General features: G+C 43.2%; 23 protein-coding genes and 1 tRNA gene. 6 read left to right on the forward strand and 18 right to left on the reverse strand.

Annotated elements, in window-relative coordinates; translation table 11 throughout:
• Positions 1–347: 347 nt before the first annotated feature.
• From KH703_RS03495 to KH703_RS03520, 6 genes are all read left to right on the forward strand, one after another.
• Complete coding sequence (locus tag KH703_RS03495) at positions 348–1472, forward strand: hypothetical protein (protein WP_304294176.1); 1125 nt, start codon at positions 348–350, stop codon at positions 1470–1472.
• A gap of 274 nt (positions 1473–1746) precedes the next feature.
• Positions 1747–2706, forward strand: a complete 960-nt coding sequence (locus KH703_RS03500) for a hypothetical protein (RefSeq protein ID WP_304294177.1) — start codon at positions 1747–1749, stop codon at positions 2704–2706.
• Positions 2707–3112: 406 nt separating this feature from the next.
• Positions 3113–3655, forward strand: coding sequence for a hypothetical protein (locus KH703_RS03505; RefSeq protein ID WP_304294178.1), 543 nt, complete (start codon positions 3113–3115; stop codon positions 3653–3655).
• 581 nt (positions 3656–4236) lie between these two features.
• Positions 4237–4776 (forward strand): hypothetical protein, encoded by a 540-nt coding sequence (locus KH703_RS03510; protein WP_304294180.1) that lies wholly within the window; start codon positions 4237–4239, stop codon positions 4774–4776.
• Between the two features lies 1 nt (position 4777).
• Positions 4778–5443, forward strand: a complete 666-nt coding sequence (locus KH703_RS03515) for a hypothetical protein (protein ID WP_304294182.1) — start codon at positions 4778–4780, stop codon at positions 5441–5443.
• A 93-nt stretch (positions 5444–5536) separates the two neighbouring features.
• Positions 5537–5701 (forward strand): hypothetical protein, encoded by a 165-nt coding sequence (locus KH703_RS03520; RefSeq protein ID WP_304294183.1) that lies wholly within the window; start codon positions 5537–5539, stop codon positions 5699–5701.
• Positions 5702–5799: 98 nt separating this feature from the next.
• On the opposite strand, the gene KH703_RS03525 is transcribed toward KH703_RS03520, so the two are convergent.
• From KH703_RS03525 to KH703_RS03610, 18 genes are all read right to left on the reverse strand, one after another.
• Positions 5800–6123, reverse strand: coding sequence for a hypothetical protein (locus KH703_RS03525; RefSeq protein ID WP_304294185.1), 324 nt, complete (start codon positions 6121–6123; stop codon positions 5800–5802).
• 331 nt (positions 6124–6454) lie between these two features.
• Positions 6455–6793: a hypothetical protein gene (locus tag KH703_RS03530; RefSeq protein ID WP_304294187.1), complete on the reverse strand. Its 339-nt coding sequence runs from the start codon at positions 6791–6793 to the stop codon at positions 6455–6457.
• 248 nt (positions 6794–7041) lie between these two features.
• Positions 7042–7126: transfer RNA gene (locus tag KH703_RS03535), tRNA-Leu, on the reverse strand.
• A 69-nt stretch (positions 7127–7195) separates the two neighbouring features.
• The gene (gene atpE, locus KH703_RS03540; protein WP_298102935.1) at positions 7196–7534 is read right to left on the reverse strand and encodes an ATP synthase F0 subunit C; all 339 of its coding nucleotides are present in this window, start codon (positions 7532–7534) and stop codon (positions 7196–7198) included.
• Positions 7535–7683: 149 nt separating this feature from the next.
• Positions 7684–9198, reverse strand: coding sequence for a 2-isopropylmalate synthase (locus KH703_RS03545; protein ID WP_304294190.1), 1515 nt, complete (start codon positions 9196–9198; stop codon positions 7684–7686).
• An 84-nt stretch (positions 9199–9282) separates the two neighbouring features.
• Positions 9283–10032 (reverse strand): CDP-diacylglycerol--serine O-phosphatidyltransferase, encoded by a 750-nt coding sequence (gene pssA / locus KH703_RS03550; protein WP_297917016.1) that lies wholly within the window; start codon positions 10030–10032, stop codon positions 9283–9285.
• A 128-nt stretch (positions 10033–10160) separates the two neighbouring features.
• A complete protein-coding gene (ftsH, locus tag KH703_RS03555; protein ID WP_297905028.1) occupies positions 10161–12110 on the reverse strand; it encodes an ATP-dependent zinc metalloprotease FtsH in 1950 nt (649 codons plus the stop codon).
• Complete coding sequence (locus KH703_RS03560) at positions 12107–12988, reverse strand: 50S ribosomal protein L11 methyltransferase (RefSeq protein ID WP_304294194.1); 882 nt, start codon at positions 12986–12988, stop codon at positions 12107–12109. The genes ftsH and KH703_RS03560 overlap by 4 nt, the downstream gene beginning before the upstream one ends.
• Before the next feature lie 78 nt (positions 12989–13066).
• The gene (gene hisA, locus KH703_RS03565; protein WP_304294196.1) at positions 13067–13774 is read right to left on the reverse strand and encodes a 1-(5-phosphoribosyl)-5-[(5-phosphoribosylamino)methylideneamino]imidazole-4-carboxamide isomerase; all 708 of its coding nucleotides are present in this window, start codon (positions 13772–13774) and stop codon (positions 13067–13069) included.
• On the reverse strand, positions 13774–14499 hold the full coding sequence (gene hisH, locus KH703_RS03570) for an imidazole glycerol phosphate synthase subunit HisH (protein ID WP_304294198.1): 726 nt from the start codon (positions 14497–14499) through the stop codon (positions 13774–13776). The genes hisA and hisH overlap by 1 nt, the downstream gene beginning before the upstream one ends.
• A complete protein-coding gene (locus KH703_RS03575; protein ID WP_304294200.1) occupies positions 14496–16301 on the reverse strand; it encodes a nucleoside-diphosphate sugar epimerase/dehydratase in 1806 nt (601 codons plus the stop codon). Before KH703_RS03575 ends, hisH begins: the two co-directional genes overlap by 4 nt.
• A complete protein-coding gene (gene pglE / locus KH703_RS03580) occupies positions 16301–17398 on the reverse strand; it encodes a UDP-N-acetylbacillosamine transaminase (RefSeq protein ID WP_304294305.1) in 1098 nt (365 codons plus the stop codon). The genes KH703_RS03575 and pglE overlap by 1 nt, the downstream gene beginning before the upstream one ends.
• Positions 17399–17514: 116 nt before the next feature.
• On the reverse strand, positions 17515–18114 hold the full coding sequence (pglD, locus tag KH703_RS03585; protein ID WP_304294202.1) for a UDP-N-acetylbacillosamine N-acetyltransferase: 600 nt from the start codon (positions 18112–18114) through the stop codon (positions 17515–17517).
• On the reverse strand, positions 18101–18706 hold the full coding sequence (gene pglC / locus KH703_RS03590; RefSeq protein WP_005873289.1) for an undecaprenyl phosphate N,N'-diacetylbacillosamine 1-phosphate transferase: 606 nt from the start codon (positions 18704–18706) through the stop codon (positions 18101–18103). The genes pglD and pglC overlap by 14 nt, the downstream gene beginning before the upstream one ends.
• Complete coding sequence (locus KH703_RS03595; RefSeq protein WP_304294206.1) at positions 18699–19814, reverse strand: glycosyltransferase family 4 protein; 1116 nt, start codon at positions 19812–19814, stop codon at positions 18699–18701. The genes pglC and KH703_RS03595 overlap by 8 nt, the downstream gene beginning before the upstream one ends.
• On the reverse strand, positions 19802–20065 hold the full coding sequence (locus tag KH703_RS03600) for a hypothetical protein (protein ID WP_304294209.1): 264 nt from the start codon (positions 20063–20065) through the stop codon (positions 19802–19804). Before KH703_RS03600 ends, KH703_RS03595 begins: the two co-directional genes overlap by 13 nt.
• Positions 20066–20123: 58 nt before the next feature.
• Positions 20124–22868 (reverse strand): STT3 domain-containing protein, encoded by a 2745-nt coding sequence (locus KH703_RS03605; protein WP_304294210.1) that lies wholly within the window; start codon positions 22866–22868, stop codon positions 20124–20126.
• Positions 22869–22870: 2 nt separating this feature from the next.
• Entirely contained in the window at positions 22871–23989 is a 1119-nt protein-coding gene (locus tag KH703_RS03610) for a glycosyltransferase (protein ID WP_304294211.1), read from the reverse strand.
• Between the last annotated feature and the right edge of the window lie 121 nt (positions 23990–24110).

Genomic DNA, 24110 nt, shown 5'->3' on the forward strand with positions numbered 1-24110 from the left:
TTTTTTGCGTTTTAAAATCGCAGATCAACCCGCCTGTTTATCGTGACGGCAAAACTAAAATTTCATCCGCTGTTTTATAAAATTTTAATCCCCTTTCGTATAGAATGCATCGAAATTCCGTTTATAAAGAGCCCAATTAAAACAGAAGCTTAAAGAGCTAAAAAGACTTAAAAACCGAAAATAATTTTAAGATACTCAAGCTAGTTTTTAAAATTTCATATAAATTCATCTACTTGAATTTATATGAAATTTAATGACGAGCTAAGATATAGAGCAATAAAATATTGCTACTAAAGAAGCTCTTTTGACTTTACAAATTTGCATATGTATTTTTATAAAGGTTAGATATGCGCAGTATAGTATTTCTTTTCATAATACCCGCTTTTTTTACCATAAGCTTTTTTGTCACCTTAATCGCCCTAAAGGGCAAACGCAAACGTTTTTGGCTTTTTGTTTGGTTTGTCGTATTTTTTGGTGACGGATTTATAGTTTCTGCCATATTTCACTGCTACGGATATCTATACGGCAAAATAAACGTCTATGAAAAGCCCGCTATCAGAGCATATTATGCCGGAGAAAAGAAATTTGATCTAGGATTTCTCAAAGCAAATCAATTCTCATCGCAAGATTATACTAAAGACATTGCTTTTACGATGTTGATAAATGGCGATTTGGACTATATAGATTATAGAGTTCAAGCGAAAGATAGTGCCAATAATGGTAAATTTTTTAGAATTTACGTAGATAACAATACTTCAAATAAATGCTTTATGTCGGTAGATGAAGAACTAAAGGACTACTTGTCCGATAAAAAAATACCCTACTCTGAATTTAAACAGCTTTACGACGAGTACCGCTCAAAACCTGGCGAGTATAAAGAGATATATTATGATGCTTGGTTTGATAACGAAGAGAGAAAAAAAAGTTACCCGCAGCAACAAAGAATAGTAGTGGACAAAATGATAAAAATAGTGCAAGAACGATATAGAAGCCTGAACCCTATTAATATGAACGGCAAGGTATTTACATGGGACGACTATCAAATAAAGCGGGTTATAGATGGGCTACAAGACGTAGATAAAAAAATGGAATACTACAAGCAAATTTATAAAGACAAATGCGTAGCTCGCAAAGAAATCTCCAAAGATGAAATAGCGCCTGCCGAGCTTATAGTGGAAGATCCATATCATCTCCTAGAACCAAAGCCTAATATAAAAACTATATTCGATAAGATGCTGGGAATGGGATTTAACTACGGTGGAGTCATAAAAGATATAAATACGGGCAAGATACTAGCCGACAATATATACATCTATGAGTCTTATCACACTTGGATATTGCAAGCTCTAGTGAGTGCTTTGGGTCCGCAATCTAGCGGTGAGTTTTGGATGTGTAACAAAAATGAAACTAATTCGATAGAAAAGTGTAATCAAAAGATGATAGAGGAATTTTTTAGAAAGGATAGAAAATGAGAAAGTTTGAGGCGCTAAAAACATATGCAGAGCTAGCTTGGGCGAGGTATAGGGGATTGAACAATTAACAAGCCGTGGTATAAAAAAGACTGCCATGGATTTTGAGTTTAACTGAGGGCTAATTCAGATCCAAATATCAAATTTGCAAATTTAAATTTACTAATTGTGTGAATTTGCAAAGTAAGTTTAAATTTGTAAATTCATAAAATCCAGTATCGGCAATACTGACCGAGTTTAAATTCGCAAGTTAAACTTTAAATTTGAAAGGAAAAATATGAAAAAAGTATTTAAAATTTTATTTATAATATTTATTTTATTTATTTTGTGTCTTATTATTTCATTTGCCTATCAACTTTATAAAGACGACAAAAGGCATACTGCCGAATTAGAAGCTATGTTTGACAAATACGATAAAGTAAAATATTTGGAAAACAAGATAGATTTTAAAACAGCAACCCAGCATGAAAAAATTAATTTTTATATAAAAGATTTTCTACAAAAAATTCACTATTTAGACAATTATCCAGCAAAAGATATAAAAAAGATGAAGAATATCCATAGGGATATAAATGACTTTGCTGAAACAAGATTTTATCTTTGCAATGGAGACAAATACCCTGATGACAAATGCGAATTTTTCAAGCTTGATAAAAGATTAAATTTAGAATATTTACTAAATTTAGGTTCTAAAATTTGTAATGCCGACACGCCTATGCAAAACGCACAAGAGATAATTGATAATGATGAAATTTTAAAAATAGAACCTTTTTATCCATTCAATGAAAAATACATTATTGATGAAAATAGTAAATTTTTGGAAAATTTCGTTTATATTGGCGAAAATAAGCATATACTTTTTTCAGATTTTGTATTTATAAACAAAAAAATCTTAAAATATCACGATACAAAAAACGACATAGTCATTGTATCAAATATTATGTTTTCTTGGCTTTTAGCAAATGCTATTGTCAATAAAGAAATATCAGAATTTTGCGTTGCCCATAATCTACTGACAACTAACAAAAAAAGATTTTTTGAAAAAACATATGGGAGAGAATATTATTTTAAATATATTCCTACTAATAGACCTATACTCCAAAATATCGTTTTTAATGATTTTTCATATAATGGTGATTACTATTATAATGCGATTTTAGAGCAATACCAAACTTTAAAAAATAACAATTTCAATAAAAATCTAAATTTACAAGGAGACGGCAATGCCAAAAATTGACTTAAATGGTGACGGCATAAAAACAATATCAAGAAAAAAACAGTAAAACATACTTCGACCTAGATAATAACAAATTCGCAGAAAATACCTCTTGGATAGATAAAAATGACGGAATTTTAATAAATAAAACCTTAATCGCGAATAGCATAACAAACGGAAGCGAACTATTTGGAAATTATACTTTACTAAGAGATGTAAGCTTAGCTAATAACGGCTCTGAAGCGTTAAAAGAATTTGCAAATTTAAATTTACTTGTTGCGTAAGTTTAAATTTGTAAATTTAAGAATTTTGTATCGTATTTAAACGATATGACCTGAATTTACAAAAATAGTGAATTTAAGGTTAAAACAAATCAAATTTAAGATTGATTTGTTGTATAATGCAGACTCGCAAAAAGGAAGTAAAATTGGAAAATTTAAATTTTAAAAACGATATTTTTGATAAAAACAAAAACCAACGAGATTATGATAAAGAACCATTAATTTTACGGAATTATACTAGTTGGGCTTTATTTATCCATTTTTTATTAATTTTTGCATTTTGGGTAATTGTTTCAGCATTCGTTTTGAATAAATTTGATGAATTTGAAGATGGAAATTTAGAAATCGGAATAGCTATACAAACAGCCATTTCCTTTGGTTTTATAACAACTCTTATTTTAATATTAGATTTTAAAAATATTTTATCAATAAAGCCACACTATACTCATTTTTACAATTCAAAAGTTGTGTTTTATAATCATAACAATAAAATTGATGAAACAATACATTTCCAAGTTATGGGAGATAGAATTGTGTTTCATAATCCATTTGACAATCCAATTGGTTACGATATTTCGCATGTAAAAAAAAGAAGAAGGCAAAATGGTTTTTTGTTCTTTTATACGAATAATTACAACAACAGGTTTTGGTTGGGCATTTTTGAGTGCATTTACGATAATAAATCTTAGTTCTAGGCATAGTTTCGAACTATCCTTGTTGTGCGTGCTTATTACAATATTTACATTATTTTTAGCTGAATTTTTAGAAATTTTAGTTTTCATGGGAATTTATAAAAAATCAAACAAAACTCTTAAAAATTTCTGGAAATATGCTAGGAAATTTCAAATAAACATAGAGTGGGCTTCGATTGAAAGATGGAAAATTACTCCGACTATCAATATGTTTTATTTCAATCAAAAAAACCACGACGAGTTGAGGCAGTATATTTTAACTATATTTAACAGAGATATTGACAATAATTTAAAATAAAAATTTTCTAATAAGGAGACAAAAAATGAGTAATTCAAGTAGAATTAATAAGGCAACAAACGAGTTGGATAAAGCAGAAAAAAGACTGCTATATTCTTTTGGTTTAACTGAGGGCTAATTCAAATCAAACAGATCCAAATATCAAATTTGCAAATTTAAATTTACTTATTGCTTGAATTCAAAAGCAATAGCAAGTTTAAATTTGTGAATTCATAAAATTCAGTATTAGCGATACTGACCGAAATTGAATTTGCAATGAAATCTTATAAAAAGGATAAATTTGGAAAAATTAGAAGAAAATTCAGAAAATAATCAAAATTTAGATAAAAATACGAATTTGGAAAATCAAAACGGACCAAAACTACTTTATAGACTTGATAAAAGAAATCCGTTTTATGTGGCTTTTGATTTAATTGTTTATTTGTTGATAGCTTGGATACCGATAATATTTGCTATACCAAATTTTGTTTTTGATATTGGCATATTTAGTCTAATTTTAAATATGTTTTGTGCCTATATTTCGTTTATAGTTTTACAGATTTTATATTCGATAATCTTTTTTGATTATTTTGAAATTTATGAAGATAAAATGGTTTATAAGGATATTTTTGGTTTTAAAATTATATTACATACGAAACAAATTGATAGATTTTTTTCGTATGGATATTGTGGAGTTACAGAATTAATGGCTATTTTTAGAAAAAGAAGATTTAAAATTTCCCCAACAATATTAATTCTTAGTTTAACTTCTGAACAAGAAAACGAAATAAGAAAAAACTTAGCATATTTAAATATAAAAAATTTTAATAAAAAGGATTAAAATGAGAGATTATGATAAAGCTCCACTCATCATTAAAAATAACTTTATAATGATAATGTATGGTTTTACATTTTTGCTTGTATGTAACACTATAATGATTTATATTGTATTTTTTACTGGTGTTGTCGATTGGAATAGTGGCGAGTTTTTTGAAATTTTAAAAAATGAAATGAGAAATCCAAGATTTAGCTTTGTGGTTATAGCATTTCCAATAGCCAATATTTGGGCTTTTATTGATTTCATTAGAAAACTTAGAAAACCCGAAAAAGTATATTTATATAATGATAAAGTTTATTGGGATAAACGAGATACAACAGTAGAAAAACAAAATATTGTTTGGGTTAAAAAAAGTATTTATCCTATGATTGGTAAGATACCAGATAACTCGGTTCAAAAAATTTTTGCACCACTTGGTTTTGTTATTGCAGGATTTTTTTTGATTTTATCAAATTTGTTTGCTTGTTTAGTAAAATTATTTGCCTTGTTAATTAACAAAGATTATAAATTTATGCTATTTTGCACCATAGTTTTTTATGACAATCAAAAAAATGCCGTAAATGTCTATTTAACGACAAAGCAAGATTATAAACAAGTAAATGAATATTTACTACAAAATTTTAATTTACAAATTAAAAATTTAGATAAAAACTACAAATTTTATAAATAAGAGAAAATTACGCCAGAAGATAACAATACTTCTAACAATTCAAATCAAGGCGTTGCTTGGTATGTCAAGCCTACTTCGGATACAATCGATTTCTTGAAGGGAATTCCCGTAAATATTTTAGCCGATCCTGATAATGTTAAGGTTTTTAATAACTATGTCAAAATCAAATCAGGTGGGCTAAATATGGTTATTCCTATCGTTGATGCGGCTGCTGGGAAAAAAGAGTGGGGCGAAGCTATCGCAAAGGGGAGCCAGTGATGTAGTATAAGACCTTGCGGTTGGTTCTGCAACAACTGCTTTATATGTTTGGGTTTTTGGTTCAAATCCTGCCGGTTGGGGTGCAGTGGCTGTTGGTGCTATAACATTAGGTATTTACTTGGGCTAAGGGCCTTGACAAGTGTTGCCTCGCTCAAAGCGCTTCCTTCCGTATTTGCAAAAAATATAGAAGACTTTGTTTTTATGCTCTCTAGCCACTTACCTACCTCCTTTGGAAGACCCAAATATTCGTCGCCGTTGCCTTTTACCTTATTCTCATCTTGCGGAAATAGTAAGTAGTATTCTTCGTCATCGCCTACTTTTAAATGCTCGTGGGTTAAATTCCTTACATTTGAGCTTCTTAGTCCGGTAAGTAGTCCAAAGATCAAAGCATTCTTAACGCCTATTTGGTTAGGATAACTCATGATATATTTTATCAACAACTTCAAATCAGTATTCGCGGAAATATATGAATAGCCCTTAGATTTAGGTATCTTATATAGGTTTTTTAATTGCGTATCGCAAAATAAAAGATTATCGTTTATACCTATATCTCGCGCGAACCTGAATAAAGAACTGATAAAATAGAATAAATCTTTTAAAAGTGCAAATTTTCCATTCTTGTAAATAGGATCTAATATCTGCATTATCTCTTTTTTGGTAATCTTTCCGATATCCTTATCACTAACGCACTTTAACCTCGATTGAAATCTAAATCGCAATTTCCTTAACGTCTTCTCGGCAAAAGCGTTATATTCACAGTAAACTCGCTAGCGTATTCTTTGGAGCTGCTACAACCATTATATGGCTATTTGATATTAATTTCTTTAACAATATTCTAGCCCCTTCGAATGTTATTTCATCGGCATTGCCTAGGACCTTGATTAACTTACCGCCTTGCGTATAATGATAGTGCCTGTGTGTTTTAACCGTTCCGTCTCTAGCCGGTGAGCTATAAAATTTAACGGCTATAAAATCATCCAATACTTCGACCATAGTGCGCTTATACTGCGGCAAAATAAAATTCCTAACTACTTTATCAGGATCTGATTTAAAAATTGGATTATCCTTAATTTTGGTAAAAACTTCTGTCATCTTTCTTCCTTTATATAGTAATTTTAGGCAGATTATAGAATTTCCTCAAAGGATTAACAAGGCGGGAGCGTAGAAAAAGCTACTATACAATTTTTTAATATACAGTAGTTTTCTTAAAATATATGTGTGAATCGATGATTTTAAGTATTAAGAATTTTTTAAGAGTAATTTTAAAATTCCCAAAAATAGAGCTTAAAAAATTATCTAAAAATTCAAAAAAACTAAAAAATAGGGAAAATTTTGATAGATGGTGCGACCGACGAGATTTGAACTCGTACACCTTGCGGCACTACCCCCTCAAGATAGCGTGTCTACCAATTCCACCACGGTCGCATAAATTTTAAAGCTTAATCTCAAGCCTTGAATTATATGAGTTTAAAGCCCGATTTCTCGGGCTTAGGATTATTTTGCAGCAGCCGTAAGACCTTCTGTTACGAAAGGGTTAGCAAAAAGCAAGATGAAAGCAATAACTAGCGCGTAGATAACCTGCGCTTCGATCATCGCAAGCGAAATATACATCGTAGTCGATAGCTTGCTAGCTACGCTCGGGTTTCTAGCAATACCGGTAATTGTAGCGTTAGCGGCATTTCCCATACCCATAGCGCCACCGAAGGCGGCCAAGCCTAAAACGATACCGACCGTGATCGCAGAATAAGAAACGATCTGAGTGTAAGCACTTAGCTGCTCGCTAGCGAAAGCCGCACCGCAAAGCGCAAATAACAATACAAGAACTTTTTTCATAAAAGTCTCCAATAATAAATTTTAAAACGAGTTTCGGATCAATACCCCTACTCCAACGTTTCAAGGCTAAAATATTATTAAAATTTTGCTTTTGATTTGTTTAATCTGGCGGAATTTGCGTTAAATTTAACAAATCCCGCCGAGCAGGTCTAACGTTTAGCGTCCAGATACGTATTTAGCGCCGCAACGTAGGCCTTTGCGGACGCTAGCATCGTATCTACGTCAAGTCCTCTACCGATGATGGCGCCCTCGCTCGCAAATTCCACCTTAACGGTTACTTTTGCTAGTGCGTCTTTGCCCTGCGAGACCGCTTTAACCTGATAATCCTTCAGGCTACCGCTAATGCCGCTAATGCGGTCTATCGCCTTAAATATCGCATCCACGCCGCCGTTTCCAAGTGCGCTGTCGCTTAAAATTTCATCCTTATACCTTAGCGTAAGAGCGGTGCTAGCGTGTCCTTTATTGCAGCTATTGGAGCTTAAAACAAGCACTTCGTAGGTCTTTTCGGCTCCTACGAACTCGTCGTTTACGAGCTCTCTAATATCCTCGTCGAAAACGTCCTTTTTGCTATCTGCGAGCGCTTTAAATTTATTAAACGCGATCTCAATCTGCTCGTTGCTAAGCTCATAGCCCAAAGACACCAGCTTGTCTTTGAAGGCGTGGCGCCCGCTGTGTTTGCCCAGCACGAGCGAGTTTTTATCAAGCCCGATATCCTCTGCGTGCATGATCTCGTAGGTTTCTTTGTGTTTTAACACGCCGTCTTGGTGGATGCCGCTTTCATGCGCGAAGGCGTTTTTGCCCACGATCGCTTTATTAGGCTGCGGCTCGATGCCAGTAATGCTCGAGACTAGGCGGCTGGATGGATAAATTTCTTTCAAATTTATATCGGTATAAAGCGGCGCAAATTTATCCCTGCGCGTCTTTATCGCCATTACGATCTCCTCTAGCGCCGCATTGCCCGCGCGCTCGCCGATACCGTTTATCGTGCATTCGACCTGTCTGGCTCCTGCCAAGATAGCAGCCAAGGAATTTACGGTAGCCATTCCCAAATCGTTGTGGTTATGCACCGAAACTACGGCGCGCTCGCCGATAAGCTTAACGATCTCGCCTATGCGCGTAGTGATCTCATCCGGATAGAGATAGCCCACCGTATCGGGGATATTTATAGTGGAGGCCCCTGCGCTTATCGCGGCGTCGCAGATCTCTTTTAAAAAACCCATATCGCTTCTGCACGCATCCTCGCAGCTAAACTCCACGTCATCGCATAAGCTTTTGGCGTATTGCACAGACTCTACGGCGCGCTTTATGACCTCTTGCGGCTGCATTTTAAGTTTAAATTCCATATGGATGGGACTTGTGGCGATGAAGGTGTGGATGCGCCCGAGCTTCGCGCCCTTTATCGCTTCGCCTGCGGCCTTGATATCTTTTTCTAAAGCGCGTGCAAGCGAACAGACGCGAGCCTTGCTAACGGCGCCAGCGATCTTTTCTATCGCGTCAAAGTCCCCTGGGCTCGCCGCCGCAAAGCCAGCCTCGATAACATCTACGCCCAGCTTTTCAAGCTGCAACGCAAGATGGATCTTTTCGTCCGTATTCATCGATGCTCCGGGGCTTTGCTCGCCGTCACGAAGCGTCGTATCGAAGATTATGATTTTATTTTTGTCCATTACAAATCCTTTCAAATCGTTAAAATTTGGCGAAATTATAGCCGCGCAAGCTTAAAACAATCGCGGCGATAAACATATCTGAGATTATTTCGCCGTTTCCTCGGGTTTGTCTTTTTTATGAAATTTAGCCGCGCTTAAATTTAAAGCTCCGCGAACCAAACCGTAAACGATATAAACCAAAGTGAGCACCGCCGGAAATTCCAGCCTGAAAAGATATAAAAGCGAGAAAAATACGACGATTAGAAGCACTAAAATTTTAATCGCGTTGGGGCGCTTTAGGCTGATCTTTTTAAAGCTCGGAAAGCGTATGTTGCTTACCATCAAAAACGATAGCGCCGCCATTGCGATGATCAAAAATACGCCAAATCCTTTGGAGAGCTCATATTTTAGATAAATTCCGATCCAAAACGCCATCGTAATCGCTGCCGTAGGAATCGGCAGCCCGATAAAAACACTAGGCTCATAGGTGCCCGTAGTTACGTTAAATCGTGCCAGTCTAATCGCGCCGAAAACCACGTAAAGTGCTGCTACGAGCGAGCCGACCTTACCGTAATCGTGCCCGACCGCGCAATAAAATAGTAGCGCCGGCGCGACGCCGAAAGCAACGATATCTGCAAGGCTATCGAACTCCACGCCGAATTTCGATGTCGCATGCGTTAGCCTCGCCACGCGGCCGTCAAGCCCGTCGCAGATCAAGGATAAAATGATATAAAAGATCGCGGCGCTAAAGTTGCCTTTGATCGTAGAAATTATGCTGATAACCGCTAAAAATACGCTTGCCGCCGTGAAAAGATTCGGCAATATGTAGATTAATTTTCCCTTTTCCTCTTCCATCTCTTACTCTTTAAATTTTATTTTCGCACCGCTTTTTGTTCGGTGCCGCGGATCGCGCATAAAGCATTTTAGTGCGATCGCCTTAAAATTTAGCCCTAAGCTCTTGCTCTGCGCGCGAGGCTTTAAATTTAAGCCTCGCTCTTTGCGCTTTCGATATCGTCGTTAGCGCCTAAATTTCGCACCAGACGGGTAGGCATGCCGTTATCTTTTTCAAATTTAGAGATGATCTCTACGATCTGCTCGCCAGAGACCGTCTCCTTCTCATACAGCGCCTTCACCATCTCCTCGATCGCCGGAGCATAGGTCCTTAGCGTCTCTTTTACCGCCGCATAGCGTTCATCCAGCGTCTTGCGGACATATTCGTCGATCTTAACCGCCGTTACCTCGCTGTAATCCTTGATACTCTGTCCGCCGTTTAGGAAGGAATACTGCTGTTTTTCGAGCACCGCAAGCCCGAGCGCATCGGTCATTCCGACCTGAGTAGCCATAAATTTAAGCATATCGGTAGCGCGCTGCAAATCGTTGCCCGCTCCGTCGGTGATCTCGCCTAAAAATACATCCTCCGCCGCGCGCCCCGCCAAAAACGTATCGATCTCGGCAAAAATTTCATGGCGCTGGTGCAGATATCTATTTTCAAATGGAGAATTTAGCGTATATCCCGCGGCGCTCAATCCGCGCGGCACGATAGTTACTTTAGATACCGGCATCGCGCCTTTAGTAAGCTCGGCGATGAGCGCATGACCGCTTTCGTGGTAGGCGACGATCCGCTTTTCGATCGGGCTTACGCGGCGCGATTTTTTAGCCAGTCCAATACCGACGCGTTCGATCGCTTCGAGCAGGTCTTTTTGCTCGACCTCCGCCTTTGCCTCGCGACCCGCTAAAAGCGCGGCTTCGTTGATAATATTTGCAAGATCTGCTCCCGCAAAACCTACGGTAAGGCGCGCGATCTCTTCGATATCGATATCGCGAGCGAATTTAACGTCGCGCATATGCACCTTTAAAATCGCCATTCTGCCGTCAAAATCAGGTCTATCGACCAAAACCTGCCTATCGAATCTGCCCGGACGCAAAAGCGCCGCATCCAGCGTCTCCGGGCGGTTGGTAGCCGCAAGGACGATTACCGGGCTTGATTCCGAGCCGAAGCCGTCCATCTCAGCAAGCAGCTGATTTAGCGTCTGCTCGCGCTCGTCGTTGCCTCCGCCGATACCGCCTGCGGTTCTGCTTTTACCGATCGCGTCGATCTCATCGATAAAAACGATCGCCGGAGCCTGTTTTTTAGCGTTATCAAATAGATCGCGCACTCTGCTGGCGCCCACGCCTACGAACATCTCGATGAAACTCGAGCCCGATACCGAAAAAAACGGCACGTCCGCTTCACCCGCAACCGCTTTGGCTAGCAGCGTCTTGCCCGTACCTGGAGGCCCCACCAAAAGCACACCTTTTGGAATTTTAGCCCCGAGGCTAATGTATCGCTCCGGATTTTTTAAGAAATCTACGATCTCTTTAACCTCCTCTTTTGCCTCTTCGACGCCCGCGACATCGCTAAATTTAACCTTCGGCTTTTCGGCGCTTACTAGGTTTTTAGAGCTTCCGATGCCAAGCACGCCACCGCCCATATTACGCTGCATGCGGTTGGCTAAAAACATCCAAATTCCAAAGAAAATCACGAGCGGCAAGACCCAGCTAAAGAGCAGATCGGTCAAAAAATTGCTCTCGTTATACGCGCCGTATGGAATTTTGCGCGATTCTAAAATTTGAACTAGCTCGGGATCATCCACGCGCTTAGCGGTGTAGATTACATTGCCGACTTGCGCTTTAATCGTGGAGCTCCCGATAGAAACCATGCTTACTTGAGAGTTTTTGATCTGCGATTTTAGCTCGGAGTAAGTTACGTTTCTACTCTCGCCTGAAACGGAACCTAGCACTCCGCCGCTATCAAATCCACCGCTTGGCGATATCGCTTTAAACACGACTATCAAAATAAGCGCAAAAATTATAAAAACGCCGATCGGATTTTTATTGAAAAAATTGTTTCCGCCGCCGTTTTGAGGGGGTTGATTATTTGGGTTGTTATTCATATTTTCCTTTCATAAACGAAGCTAAGCCATTCGTTTTGCTTTTTCATCTGCACGAAATTCAAATCCGAAAAGGCCTGCTCAATCCTATCTTTATATTTTTCTAAAATTCCCGACAGCACGAGCTTGCCGCCCGGTTTTAGCGCTTTTTTCAGATCCGCGCTTAGGATCAAAATCACGTCGGCGATTATATTTGCGACGACGAGATCAAACTGAGCGTCTTTGCAGAGCGCACGCCCGCTTAAACTAGAAGACGCCTGCTCACCCAAGTTTGAAACGCTGCCGAGCCAAATTTTATCAATCTGCACGCCGTTTTTCTCGGCGTTTTGCTGCGTAGCTGCCACCGCCTGCTCGTCGGTATCGCAGGCGCTTACCTTTGCGCCCAGTTTTTTCATCGCGATACTTAAAATTCCGCTGCCGCAGCCCACATCAAGCGCGCTCATGCCATCGCGAGCAAGCTCGCTAAGTAGCGCCAGGCACATATTGGTACTTTCGTGATGACCTGAACCAAACGCCAGCGCAGGATCGATCAGCAGATCGATTAGCGCGCGATCTTGCGATCTTTCGCACCAGCTCGGACGGATGTAAAATTTGCCGACCGCTACGGGCGTGACGCCTTTTTTATACTGCTCGATCCAATCGATATTAGGCTTTTTTGAAATTTCGATCTGCAGATCGGCGTCTAAATTGAGAGATCGCGCGAGCGCCTTTTTAAACTCTTCAAACGCAAATTTTAAATTTTGCAGATCCTCTGCGTCGCGGATTATGAAACGCTCGCCATCCTCCTCGACGCAGGTAACGCCGAGCTCAAACGCAAAGTTTTTAAAAAGTTCGCTTGCATTCGTGCTTTTTACGATCATCTCATAAAAAAAATCTTTCATCGCCTCACATCGCCTTTAAATTTTAAAATTTGCATATTACTAAAATTTAGTTCAAACTTTGCTTACGCTCGGGCGTTTTTATAGAGCCTCAAACGCCTTTCTAAGATCGAGCGTACCCTCGTAATATGCCTTGCCGACGATGAGCCCTGCGATGGAGCCTGCGTTTTTTAACGTGATTATGTCGTTCATATCTTTCACGCCGCCGCTTGCGATAGTATCGATGCCGCAAGCTTTCGCGATAGAGCGGCTAAATTCTACGTTCACGCCGCTTAGCATCCCGTCGCGCGATATGTCGGTGCAGATGATCGCGCAAACGCCCGCGTCCGCGTAGTCTCGCGCCAGATCGGTCGCTTTTACGCGGCTTAGCTCCGCCCAGCCCTCGGTAGCTACGAGTCCGTCTTTTGCGTCTATGCCCACGACGATGCGGTAAAGCTTCGCCATTTTCTTTACGAAATCTCTATTTTTAAGCGCCGCCGAGCCGAGGATAAATCTATCGACGCCCAAGCTCAAATACTCCTTTATGCGCACTTCGTCGCGGATACCGCCGCCCACTTCGACGCGCAGGCGCGTGCTTTTTACGATCCGCTCGATCGCTTTGAAATTTACCGCCTCGCCCGCAAACGCACCGTCGAGATCAACCAGATGCAGCCATTTAGCGCCGAGATCTTCAAATTTTTTGGCTAGCTCGCAGGGGTCTTTGGAATAAATTTTTGCGCTTTGCATCTCGCCCTTGCTAAGGCGCACGGCGCATCCTTGTTTCAGATCGATCGCAGGGAAAATTTCCATCACAGCTCCGTAAAATTTTTAATGATTTTTATGCCGGCATCGTGGCTTTTTTCGGGATGCGGCTGAAAGGCAAATACGTTTTCGCGCCAGATCGCGCTTGCAAACTCATAGCCGTAAAACGTGCTCGCAAGCGTGATCTCGCGCTCGCAAAGGACGTGATAGGAGTGCACGAAATACAGATACTCAAACTCGCCTAGGCCCGCATTTATCGGCGAGTGCTTGATAAAGTGCGCGCTGTTCCAGCCTACGTGCGGGATCTTTAGGCTTTCGGCGCAAGCGAAATTTTGCCCGCAGCGCTCGCCGGGCTCTGCCCCGTCTGGATTAAATTTCGCCCCGTCCGATCTAAATTTTATATTTTCGGACCCAGATTCCGCCCCCCGAATATTAAATTTCGTTTTGTCAAATTTTACGACGCGACCGGGTAAAATTCCAAGCCCGCTGCGCGCGCCGAATTCCTCGCTTTGTTCGAACAGAAGCTGCATCCCTAGGCAGATGCCTAAAAAATATCTGCCGCTTGCGACGAACTCTTTAATCGCGGCGTCCATACCGCTTGCGCGAAGCCTGTTCATCGCCTCGCCGAATGCGCCCACGCCCGGAAGCAGAGCTTTATCGCAGCTCAAAAGCTCCTCCCCGCTGCGCGCAAGAGTAAATTTAGCGCCGCAGAAGCTAAGCGCATTCATCACGCTTTGGATATTGCCCGCGCCGTAATCCACGATACCGATCAAACAGGCTCCTTCGCACCGTTCAATCGGTGCGAAAACTCGGGCACGATACGCTTTAGCTTATCCGCGACCTGCGCGTCCTCGCACTCCGAAAGCTCTTCAATCTGCGAGCTTAGCTCTTGCAGGTCGTATTTTGCGGAGTGGGTTACGAATATGGATTGGTACTTCGTGCTCTTGTCGTTTTCGTCGATCAAAAGCTCTTCGTAAAGCTTCTCGCCTGGACGCAGACCTACAAATTTAATGCCAAGCTCCTCCTTGCCGGCAAGCTGCAGCATTCGCTTGGCAAGATCGGCGATCTTTACGGGCTCGCCCATGTCCAGCACGAAAAGCTCGCCGCCCTGCGCGATGGAGGCTGCTTGAAGCACCAGCTGACACGCCTCGCTAACGAGCATAAAATATCTCGTAATCTCGGGGTGCGTAACGGTAAGCGGCTCGTTCGCTTCGATCTGGCGCTTAAATTTAGGGATGACGCTGCCGCTTGAGCCGAGCACGTTTCCAAAGCGCACCGCGACGATCTGTGTGTCGCTTGCCGCGTCGTTGGAATTTAGCGCATAAAGCTCGCAGATACGCTTCGTCGTGCCCATAATGTTCGTCGGTCGCACCGCCTTATCGGTCGAGATCAAAACGACCTTTTTCGCGCCGTATTTTTTAGATAGATCTATTACATTTTTTGTGCCGATGACATTGTTCTTGACCGCTAGATGCGGATTAAACTCGCATAGCGGCACGTGCTTATACGCCGCTGCGTGCACGACTACTTCGGGATGAAATTCTGCAAAAACCTCCTCCAGCTCATGGCGATAAACGACGTTTATCATCTTTAACTCGTTACGCGCGTCCGCGCCCGTAGCTTCATTTATTGAGTAGAGATTAAACTCGCTGTGCTCGACCATGATAAGACGCTTTGCGCCGAATTTCAAGCATTGCTTACAAATTTCGCTTCCTATCGTGCCGCCCGCGCCCGTTACCAGCACGATCTTGTCTTTGATAAAATTTTCGATCGCCTTAGTGTCGAGGTCTTTGGGTTTACGCGCGAGCAGATCCTCGATCGATACGTCGCGGATCTTTTTGCTCTCATCCTCCAAAAGCGAAAAGAGCTTGATATCCTTTAGCCCGTATGCAAAAAGCTCGTCGTAGAGCTGCTTTAGCTCGTCCGGATACAGCGCTAGCGCGATGATCGCGGTTTTAGCGCCGCTGTCTTTGATCATCTGCGGAATTTCGCTCTTGGCTCTGACGACGTAGTTTTCGCAATACGTTCCCACAAGCTCTGCTCGCCCGTCCACGACGCCCACGGGGTAGTAGTTGATATATTTTTGCCGCATCCCTTTTAGGACGTGAAAGGTCTTGCTCGTAGCGCCTACGACGATACAAGGCTCGTTATTCGTGATATTTTTCTTCTCACTTAGAAACATCCGCTTTGAAATTCTAATCCCACCGATTAAAATAAACGAGATCGCCGCGTCTATGATGATGACCGAGCGCGGGAATGGGTTAAAAATTTTACTCGCTAGAAAAAACAGGATCAAAAAGGTAAGCGCTGCCATCACGTGCGCATAAAAGAGCTTCCTCGCTTCGTATAGTCCAAAAAATCTCCACGGAACTAAATAGATCCGCAAAAACCAAAAGTAGAAAATTTTAATCGCCGTCAGGCTCGAGGCGCTAAGCAGCGCGCCTTTATAAAATTCGTTCGGTATATCTCCGCTAAATCGCAGCAAAAACGCTATATAAACGGAGAGGATCGAGATAAAAATATCTCCTAGCAAAAAAAACGCAAAGCGGCTAAATTTAGTGGGTTTTAACAGCATTAGATGTTTTCTTTTACGATTTTTACGACGCGTTCGATCGTCTCGTCGCTCATATCGGTGCCGCTAGGAAGGCAGATGCCGCGACTGAACATATCCTCGCTCGTGCCGTCAACTATGCTAAGCGCGCCTGCGAAGATGCTCTGCAGATGCATCGGCTTCCAAAGCGGGCGAGATTCGATGTCGGCTTTATTTAGCGCATCGATTACCTTTAGATGAGCGTCTTTTTTCTTAAATAATAGCGTGCTAAGCCATCTGTTGCCCTCGCCGCCTTCGACTTCAGGCATAAACTCCACGTCGGTGCCTCTAAAGAGATCCTCGTAAATTTTAAAAATTTCGCGCTTTCTCTTTACGCGCTGTGGCAAGACCTCCATCTGACCTACGCCGATAGCGCCTAAAACGTTGCTTAAGCGGTAGTTGTAGCCATAGTCTTTGTGCTCGTAGTGAAGCAGCGGCTCGCGCGCCTGGGTGCTTAAAAATCTAGCCTTAGCCACTAGCCCCTCATCGTTTGAAATCAGCATTCCGCCGCCAGAAGTGGTGATGATTTTATTGCCGTTGAAGCTTAACGCGCCGCATTTTCCGATGCCGCCTAATGCTTTACCTTTATAAAATCCGCCCAGCGCCTCTGCGGCATCCTCGATAACATCAATACCTTCGTTCGCGCAAATTTCGCATATCTCATCCATCTTCGCAGCCTGTCCGTAAAGATGCGTAACGACGAGCACTTTTGGCTTTTTCGGCGATTTTTTGATCGCTTCTTTAAGTAGCTTCGGACTTAAGTTCCAACTCTCGTCGCTGTCTATCAGCACCGGCACGCAGCGCTCGTAAAATATCGGATTTAGCGACGCCATGAAGGTAAACGTGGAGCCGAGCACCACGTCGCCGTCCTTTACGCCGCTGCAGCGAAGCGCTAGATGAAGCGCCGCCGTGCCTGCGTTTAGCGCCAGCGCGCCGCGCGTGCCAGTATAGGACTTCACTGCGTCCTCAAAGCGATTAACGTATTCGCCCAAAGGCGCGATATAGTTGCTTTCAAATACCTTTTTTATATACTCAAGCTCATTGCCACCCATATTCGGCGGGCTTAAAAATACTCTTGCCATCTCTATCCTTCCTTGATCTTTAAATTTAACCTCGCGCGTCGCAAGGCTAAATTTAACTTTCAGCATAAAATTTAAATGCTCGGATTTTATCACTTTTAATGCTATAAATTTTAAATTCAGCTATTTTTTTTAATCACGCGAGCAGGCACGCCTACGGCTACGCTGTCACTAGCTATGTCGCGCACCACCGCAGCGCCCGCGCCGATGATGCAGCGCTGCCCGATACTTAGCCTCTGAATGACGCTGGCACCGATACCGATGTGCGAAAACGCCCCCACCCTCACGCCGCCCGCAAGCGCCGCGTTTGGGCTAATGTGCGCGAACTCGCCGATCTCGCACTCATGCTCGATTACGACGCCTGAATTGATTATCGCGCCGCGACCGATTTTAGCTCGCGCGTTTATCACGGCGCCTGGCATTACGACCGCGCCCTCGCCGATGACGGCGCTTGGGCTTACGATCGCACTTTGATGAATTAGCGTCGCTATCTCAAAACCTGCGCGTGCTACTCTCTCTTGGATCTTTGCGCGGGTTTCATTATCGCCGATTGCGATTATTACGAGGTGCTTCGGCAGATCCTCGCTAAATTTCAGCCCCGCGGCGTCGTCTAAAAAAACGACCTCGCTAAATTTAGCCCCGCGCGCGGCTAGCGCGACGTCCGCGACTACCAGCCCGTGTCCGCTCGCGCCGTAAACGTAAATTTTAGTTGTGCCCATTAAATTTCTCCGTCGTTGCCATGCCCTCTTTATTCACGCCCTCTTTTGCAAGCACCTTTTTTATCGTTAAAAGCGCGATCTTAAGATCGAGCGCGAAGCTTAAATTTTGCGCATAATACGTATCGAACTCAAATTTTTTCTCCCAGCTGATCGCGTTGCGACCGTTTACCTGCGCAAGCCCCGTGATGCCAGGGCGCACGCTGTGCCGCAGACGCTGCTGCGGCGAATAAAGCGGTAAGTATTCGATCAGTAAAGGGCGCGGTCCGATGAAACTCATATCGCCCTTTAGCACGTTGAAAAGCTGCGGCAGCTCATCCAGGCTTAGCGCGCGGATTTTTTTGCCGTAATCGTTCAGCCGCTCTTCGTCGGGCAGAAGCTCGCCGTCTGCGCCGCGCTCGTCGCTCATCGTTTTAAATTTGTAAATTTTAAAAATTTGCTCATCAAATCCCGGGCGAGATTGCGTAAAAATCGTGCTTTTGCTAATGTGTTTGCGGATCAAGAACCACGTAAGCGCCATCACGGGCGAAACTAAAATAATCAAAATCAAAGCCGCCGTAAAATCGAGCGCGCGTTTTAAAAAGCCCCTATACATCGATAAATTTCCTATAAACCTCTAAATATTTTTCCGTGACGATCTTTTCGTCGTAATTTGCAAGCACCATCTCGCGCCCGTTTCGTCCAAGCCTTTCGCAAAGCGCGGTATCGTCTAATAAAATTTCGATCTTTCGCGCAAGACCCTCCGCGTCGCGAGTGCGACAAATTAAGCCGTTGACGCCATCTTGCACCGCCTCGACGCAGCCGCTGCAATCGCTTACCACGCAGGCTCGCGCCATGCTCATCGCCTCCAAAACCGTGCGCGGAAAGCCCTCCTTGTAGCTAGGCAGTACGAACATATACGCGCTTTTATACAACTGCCGAACCTGCTCGCTCCAAGGTATCCAGCGCACGAACGGGCTTTTTAAAAAGGCTTCGTCCGCGCTGCTTCGATTGCCCGCATATCCGCTGCCTACGAAGACGAAACTTGCGTCGGTGCGATCTTTTAAAAGCTCGGCCGCTTCGTAAAATTCCCTAATGCCCTTGTGCCAAAGCGCGCGCCCCATCATCAAAACGACTTTTCGCTCGCCAAGATCCGCCCCTTCGCATGCGTCTGGATCGAAGTAGCTCGCATCCACGCCAACGCTTTTGATGCGGTAAATTTTATCCTCGCGGCTCAAACCCTTGGCTAAAAAATAATCGGGGTCTGCGTCATTTACGAAGATGCAGCCGTCGCTAAGCGTCAAAGAGCGCTTGTAAAGCCGCTCGATCACGGCTCTAATCAGAAGCGATTTTAGGTCGCTATCTACGTAGAAGCTGCCGAGCCCCTCGACTAAATTTAACACGGTTTTGATGCCCGCCTTTTTCGCCGCGAAGGTGCCGAAGACGTTTGATTTATGCGCGGAGGTTTGAAGCATATCTAGGTTTAGATCGCGCAAAACGGCGGCCAGATCTTCGCTGTTTTTAAGCACTTTGAAAGGATTGATCGAGGCCTTGTCAAGCTCGTAGGTCGCGACGTGAAATTCGCTCGCTAGCTTTTGCGTATAATCGCCTGCGGGCGCAATGGCGTAAATTTCATGCCCGCGCTCTTTAAGAGCCCGCATTATCGGCGCGCGAAAGAAATACAGGCTCATGCTCTCGTGCGAAAGAAACCCTATGCGCGCCACGGCTCACGCTCCGTTTTAAAATTTTGCGGCTTAAAATTTATATGATTTTGTGCGCGGCACGCAGAATTCTCGCCGTCTCGATTAAAATTTCGCGCGAAATTTTGCACTCTAGAATTTTGCGAGAAATTTAGTGCTTTGAAATTTTGCACCATGAAATTTTGCACTTTGAAATTCGGCGCCGCAAAAAACCCCTGCTCTTTTTTAAAATTTACCGCCGATAAAAGCGCTCGTGACGTTTGAAAAAATTTCATTCGCTCTCCTTTAAACTTAGCCTAAATTTAATCTCAAATCCACGCACGGCGGCAAAATTTAACGCTTTAATTTATACACCTTCACCGCAGGATTTAAGATAACCGGCTCAAGCAGATCGCTTTTGTAGCGCTCAAATACAAAAAGCTGAATGTAGCTTGAGTTTAGCATCGTCTTATCTAGCAGCAAAAATCGCCCGTAATCGCGCATGAAAATCACGTAAAATTGCGCGCTGCTGTCCATATTAAGCTCCTTGACCGCTAGCTTGCCGTTCGCGTCGTAGCTCGTTTCGTAAAAGGTATTGATCGCGAATTTTCTGCCGCTATACTCTAAATTTAAAAGGCTCGGCGAGATCGAAAAGCCGTTGTCCATATGCACGCCGCTTTGATCCTGAATAAATCTATCGCTCGTTATGAAAAACAGCTCACTTAGCTGCTTGCCGTCGGTGATGTCGATGTTTGAAAACTGCGTGACGACGGGAAAGATATTCATCATGCGATCGGGCAAGATGTAGTAGATGTCGCGCGTAGGCCTTGGCGGCTTAAAATCGGCCAGCCCCAAGCTTAAGATAAAATCATTTACATCAGTCGCGTTATAGTCTTTTAAAATTTGCTTTAGCTTGTTTGGAATTTTTTCACTATATCCGCGCTCGGTGTATTCGACATCTAGGCGCGCCATATTTGCGGAGCTCATCTGATCTCTAAAAAGTGCGAAGCTAACGGGGAAATTATCGTTGCCTAGGTGTTTGCCGCCGTCGATGAGGGTTTTTACATCGCTGTAATAGCGTATGCCGTAACCGTAATCCCACCACGAAAGCGCGTAATCCTCGCGCTGCGCCTTATCTTTGAGCTCATCTAGCACCCGTACCTCACTTTGATAAAAGACCGTATCGACCTTGTACGAGACGATATGCTGCCACGCGGGATAGATCGCAAGCGCCGTCAAAATAAGCAGTATCGCACGCCCTGCGATCTTTGGCAGATCCAAGCGCTTTACGCAAAAATACAAAATATATCCGAAGCTCAGTCCCATCACACCCACGGCGTAGATCGTAAATCTAAGACCCGCTTTGTTCGCCGCAAAGCCCAAAAGCAGAAGTGGGATCGAGAGTAAAAATTCCTTATGCCTAAAGCAAAGCACTAAATATCCGATCGCCGCGATCACGAATACCGCGACGTGTGAGCTGATGCGCTCCATAAAGATCTTAGGCGGCACGATGCCCGATTCTTGGATCGTTTGATTGACGTTGAAAAAATGAAATGCCGTATCGGCGTTGTCCGCAAAGGAGCGGAAGATATAAAATTTCGCCTGAAATATGATCGGGCTAAGACCTCCGTTTGCGACGAAAAAGACTACGGCAAACGCGCCGATAATCGCCAAAATTTTAAAATTTAATAGCTTTCCTCTAAACGCAAAGAGCCAAAATAGCGCAAGCGATATTAAAATTTTAGCTACCAAAGGCGTGGAACAAAGCGCGATCAAAAAGATAATCATCGCTTCGTAATTTACCGCACTTTTTCGCTTAAAAATCAGCGTGTAAGCGAAAAATACGGCGAGCATCATGGAATTTAGCGAAAAGCTGGACGGATACCACCACATATAAAATATCACAAACGCGCCCAGCCAAAACAGCGTGCTGCGCGAGCTGCGCGTGCAAATGCGGATGAGTGCCCACAAAATGCACATCGCAAGCACGATATTTAGCATATCGGTGTCGTAATACCCAGCCATAGTGCGGTTGTAGTAGCTATTCGCCACGCTCGCGACAAGCGCGCCGATGAAGCCCGCGCGCATGCAGCGAAACTCACTTGAGATAAGCAAGATCGGCACTACAATGAGCGAGCTAAACAAAGCCGGCAGATAAACGAAGATCGTCTCGATTTTAAAGGGCAAAATTTCAGCCAAAAATGCAGTCACGATCGAAAGCGGCGCGCTAAAATAGCTAAGATCGTTGGGCTGATGAAAGCCAGCGAGGCGATCGCGCGCGCCCTCTGCAAAGGCGTAGCCGTCGTTAGTGTTTATCATCAGCTCGCCGTCCCAAAAAAAGTAGTTCACAAAGCCGCTCGCCCAGTGTACCCACCACATACGAAACGCCACGCTAAAGGCAAATGCGAACAAAATCATCAGCAAAATATGCTTGGAGAACTCATAATTTTTTATAAAGCCAAAAATTCTGCGCCTAGCAGGAAGCGCGTCAGCTGCCTGATTTTTAGAATTTTGGGAATTTTCTGCTGTGGGGCTTTTAGAATTATCAGAATTTATGCCGTTTGTAGAATTTAAAGCACTTGCGGAATTCGCATTTTTAAATTTAGCCAAATTAGCGGCTTTTGCGGAATTTTTATTTGTAGAGTTCGCAGTGCCAGCGGAATTTTTATTTGTAGAATTTTTGCTAGTAGAATTTGCAGTGTCTTTTAAATTTGAGTTTGTAGAATTTGTGCCTGCGGAATTTTCAGAATTTACCGAGGTAGAATTTCGTCCGCTTGATTTTTTAGCCTTTTTGGATTTTTTTTGTACTCGCATTTTTGCAGAAACAGCGCGCGCTTGATCGTCGCTTAAATTTTTAGCGCCGGCGTGCGCGGAATTTTTATCGTTTTTAAGTACGGCGTCCTCGCTACCCTCAATCTCGGCCTTTTCGCCATTAAAATTCTCTCCGCCGCCTGCGGAATACTCTGCGTCAAAATTTCCCTCACTAGCGAAATTTTCGCTTAAGGCAGCTTTGTCGGCACCCATTGATTGCGCGCCTTTTTGACCTTCCGATCCTTCGTCGATCTCTCTGACGCTAAAAGCCTTTTTTTCTTCACCCACGCCTATTTTCCTTCGTCGATTTGTTCTATTTTTGCAATCAGCTCGCTTGCTATCCGTTTTTTATCGAAAAACGAGGCTCTAATTTTAGCCTTTTTCTCATAAAATTTTACATAATTTTCATCATCCAGCGCTTTTTGCATCGCCGCTTGGGTGCTTTCTAGATCGTTTACGCCTACTAGCACGCCCCATTCGCTCTGCCCCAAAAGCTCGCGCGCACCGCTTTGATGATCGCTTGAAATCACGAGTTTACCGCATGCAAGAGCCTCGATAAGCGCGTTTGAAAAGCCCTCAAAAAGGCTTACAAAAACAAACGCATAGCATCTGGCCATATATTTATACGGGTTTGCGTCAAAGCCCAAAAGCTTCACGCGGCCGCCTAAGCCTAGCTCCTCTATCAGAGCCTCAAGCTCGGCTCGCAGCACGCCGTCGCCTAAGATCAGCAGGTCTTTGTCGTTATTTTTTAAATTTGCATATGCGCGGATCAAAAGTGCGTGGTTTTTGCCCGTATCGAGCCTGCCGACGCTTAGGAAAAACGGCCGCTCCTGCGCGACCTGCTCGCTTGCTTTGCGACTGATCTCATCAAGATCGATCGCGTTGTATAGCACGCTCATCTTGCGCTCGTCAATTCCGAAATTATCCGCCAGATCGCGCAGATTTCCAAGCGAGTTGGGGAAGATAAAATCGGCCTTCGGATAGAGCTTACGCAGCAGAAGCTTTGAAATTTTGGATTTAAAGCTCGGCTCTTTATACAGCACCGACGGCGTCGAGCATTCATTAAAAATCATCGCTCCGCGCAGCCCGTAAACTCGCGCCAGCGCCGCCACGTAACACGGGCGGTTCATCCAAACGAAGTGGATGTCGATACCTAGGCGCTCGCATAGCTTTTTGTACCTAAGCGCCAAAAACGGCAGCTTTGCGAGCTTCAGCAGTCCGTTTTCAAAAGGGGCTGATTTTTCGATGAAATGGATCTGCACGCCGCTTGGAATTTCATAAAAAATCCTCTCGTTCATCAGCACCAGATGCACTTCGTAGCGTGCCGTAAGCTCACCTAAAAGGTTGCTTACGACGCGCTCGGCGCCGCCGCCGCCCATCGAATATATAAATACGCTTAATTTCTTCATCCCTTTACCTTTTAAATACCGCTGCCGCGCCCTAAATTTAAAGATTTGCTTACGCCTTTTTAGCGAACACACGCCGCGCACTCCGTTTTAAATTTAGCGCGTTTTTCGCCGCGCCCAAGCG

It is taken from the genome of Campylobacter gracilis, from assembly GCF_018374135.1.
GTDB lineage: Bacteria > Campylobacterota > Campylobacteria > Campylobacterales > Campylobacteraceae > Campylobacter_B > Campylobacter_B gracilis_A.

Coding starts and splice junctions, on each gene's coding strand:
- KH703_RS03495 (WP_304294176.1), top strand. CDS start 348: ATGCGCAGTATAGTATTTCTTTTCATAATACCCGCTTTTTTTACCATA.
- KH703_RS03500 (WP_304294177.1), top strand. CDS start 1,747: ATGAAAAAAGTATTTAAAATTTTATTTATAATATTTATTTTATTTATT.
- KH703_RS03515 (WP_304294182.1), top strand. CDS start 4,778: ATGAGAGATTATGATAAAGCTCCACTCATCATTAAAAATAACTTTATA.
- KH703_RS03525 (WP_304294185.1), bottom strand. CDS start 6,123: ATGAGTTATCCTAACCAAATAGGCGTTAAGAATGCTTTGATCTTTGGA.
- KH703_RS03530 (WP_304294187.1), bottom strand. CDS start 6,793: ATGACAGAAGTTTTTACCAAAATTAAGGATAATCCAATTTTTAAATCA.
- atpE (WP_298102935.1), bottom strand. CDS start 7,534: ATGAAAAAAGTTCTTGTATTGTTATTTGCGCTTTGCGGTGCGGCTTTC.
- KH703_RS03545 (WP_304294190.1), bottom strand. CDS start 9,198: ATGGACAAAAATAAAATCATAATCTTCGATACGACGCTTCGTGACGGC.
- pssA (WP_297917016.1), bottom strand. CDS start 10,032: ATGGAAGAGGAAAAGGGAAAATTAATCTACATATTGCCGAATCTTTTC.
- ftsH (WP_297905028.1), bottom strand. CDS start 12,110: ATGAATAACAACCCAAATAATCAACCCCCTCAAAACGGCGGCGGAAAC.
- KH703_RS03560 (WP_304294194.1), bottom strand. CDS start 12,988: ATGAAAGATTTTTTTTATGAGATGATCGTAAAAAGCACGAATGCAAGC.
- hisA (WP_304294196.1), bottom strand. CDS start 13,774: ATGGAAATTTTCCCTGCGATCGATCTGAAACAAGGATGCGCCGTGCGC.
- KH703_RS03575 (WP_304294200.1), bottom strand. CDS start 16,301: ATGCTGTTAAAACCCACTAAATTTAGCCGCTTTGCGTTTTTTTTGCTA.
- pglE (WP_304294305.1), bottom strand. CDS start 17,398: ATGGCAAGAGTATTTTTAAGCCCGCCGAATATGGGTGGCAATGAGCTT.
- pglD (WP_304294202.1), bottom strand. CDS start 18,114: ATGGGCACAACTAAAATTTACGTTTACGGCGCGAGCGGACACGGGCTG.
- pglC (WP_005873289.1), bottom strand. CDS start 18,706: ATGTATAGGGGCTTTTTAAAACGCGCGCTCGATTTTACGGCGGCTTTG.
- KH703_RS03600 (WP_304294209.1), bottom strand. CDS start 20,065: ATGAAATTTTTTCAAACGTCACGAGCGCTTTTATCGGCGGTAAATTTT.
- KH703_RS03610 (WP_304294211.1), bottom strand. CDS start 23,989: ATGAAGAAATTAAGCGTATTTATATATTCGATGGGCGGCGGCGGCGCC.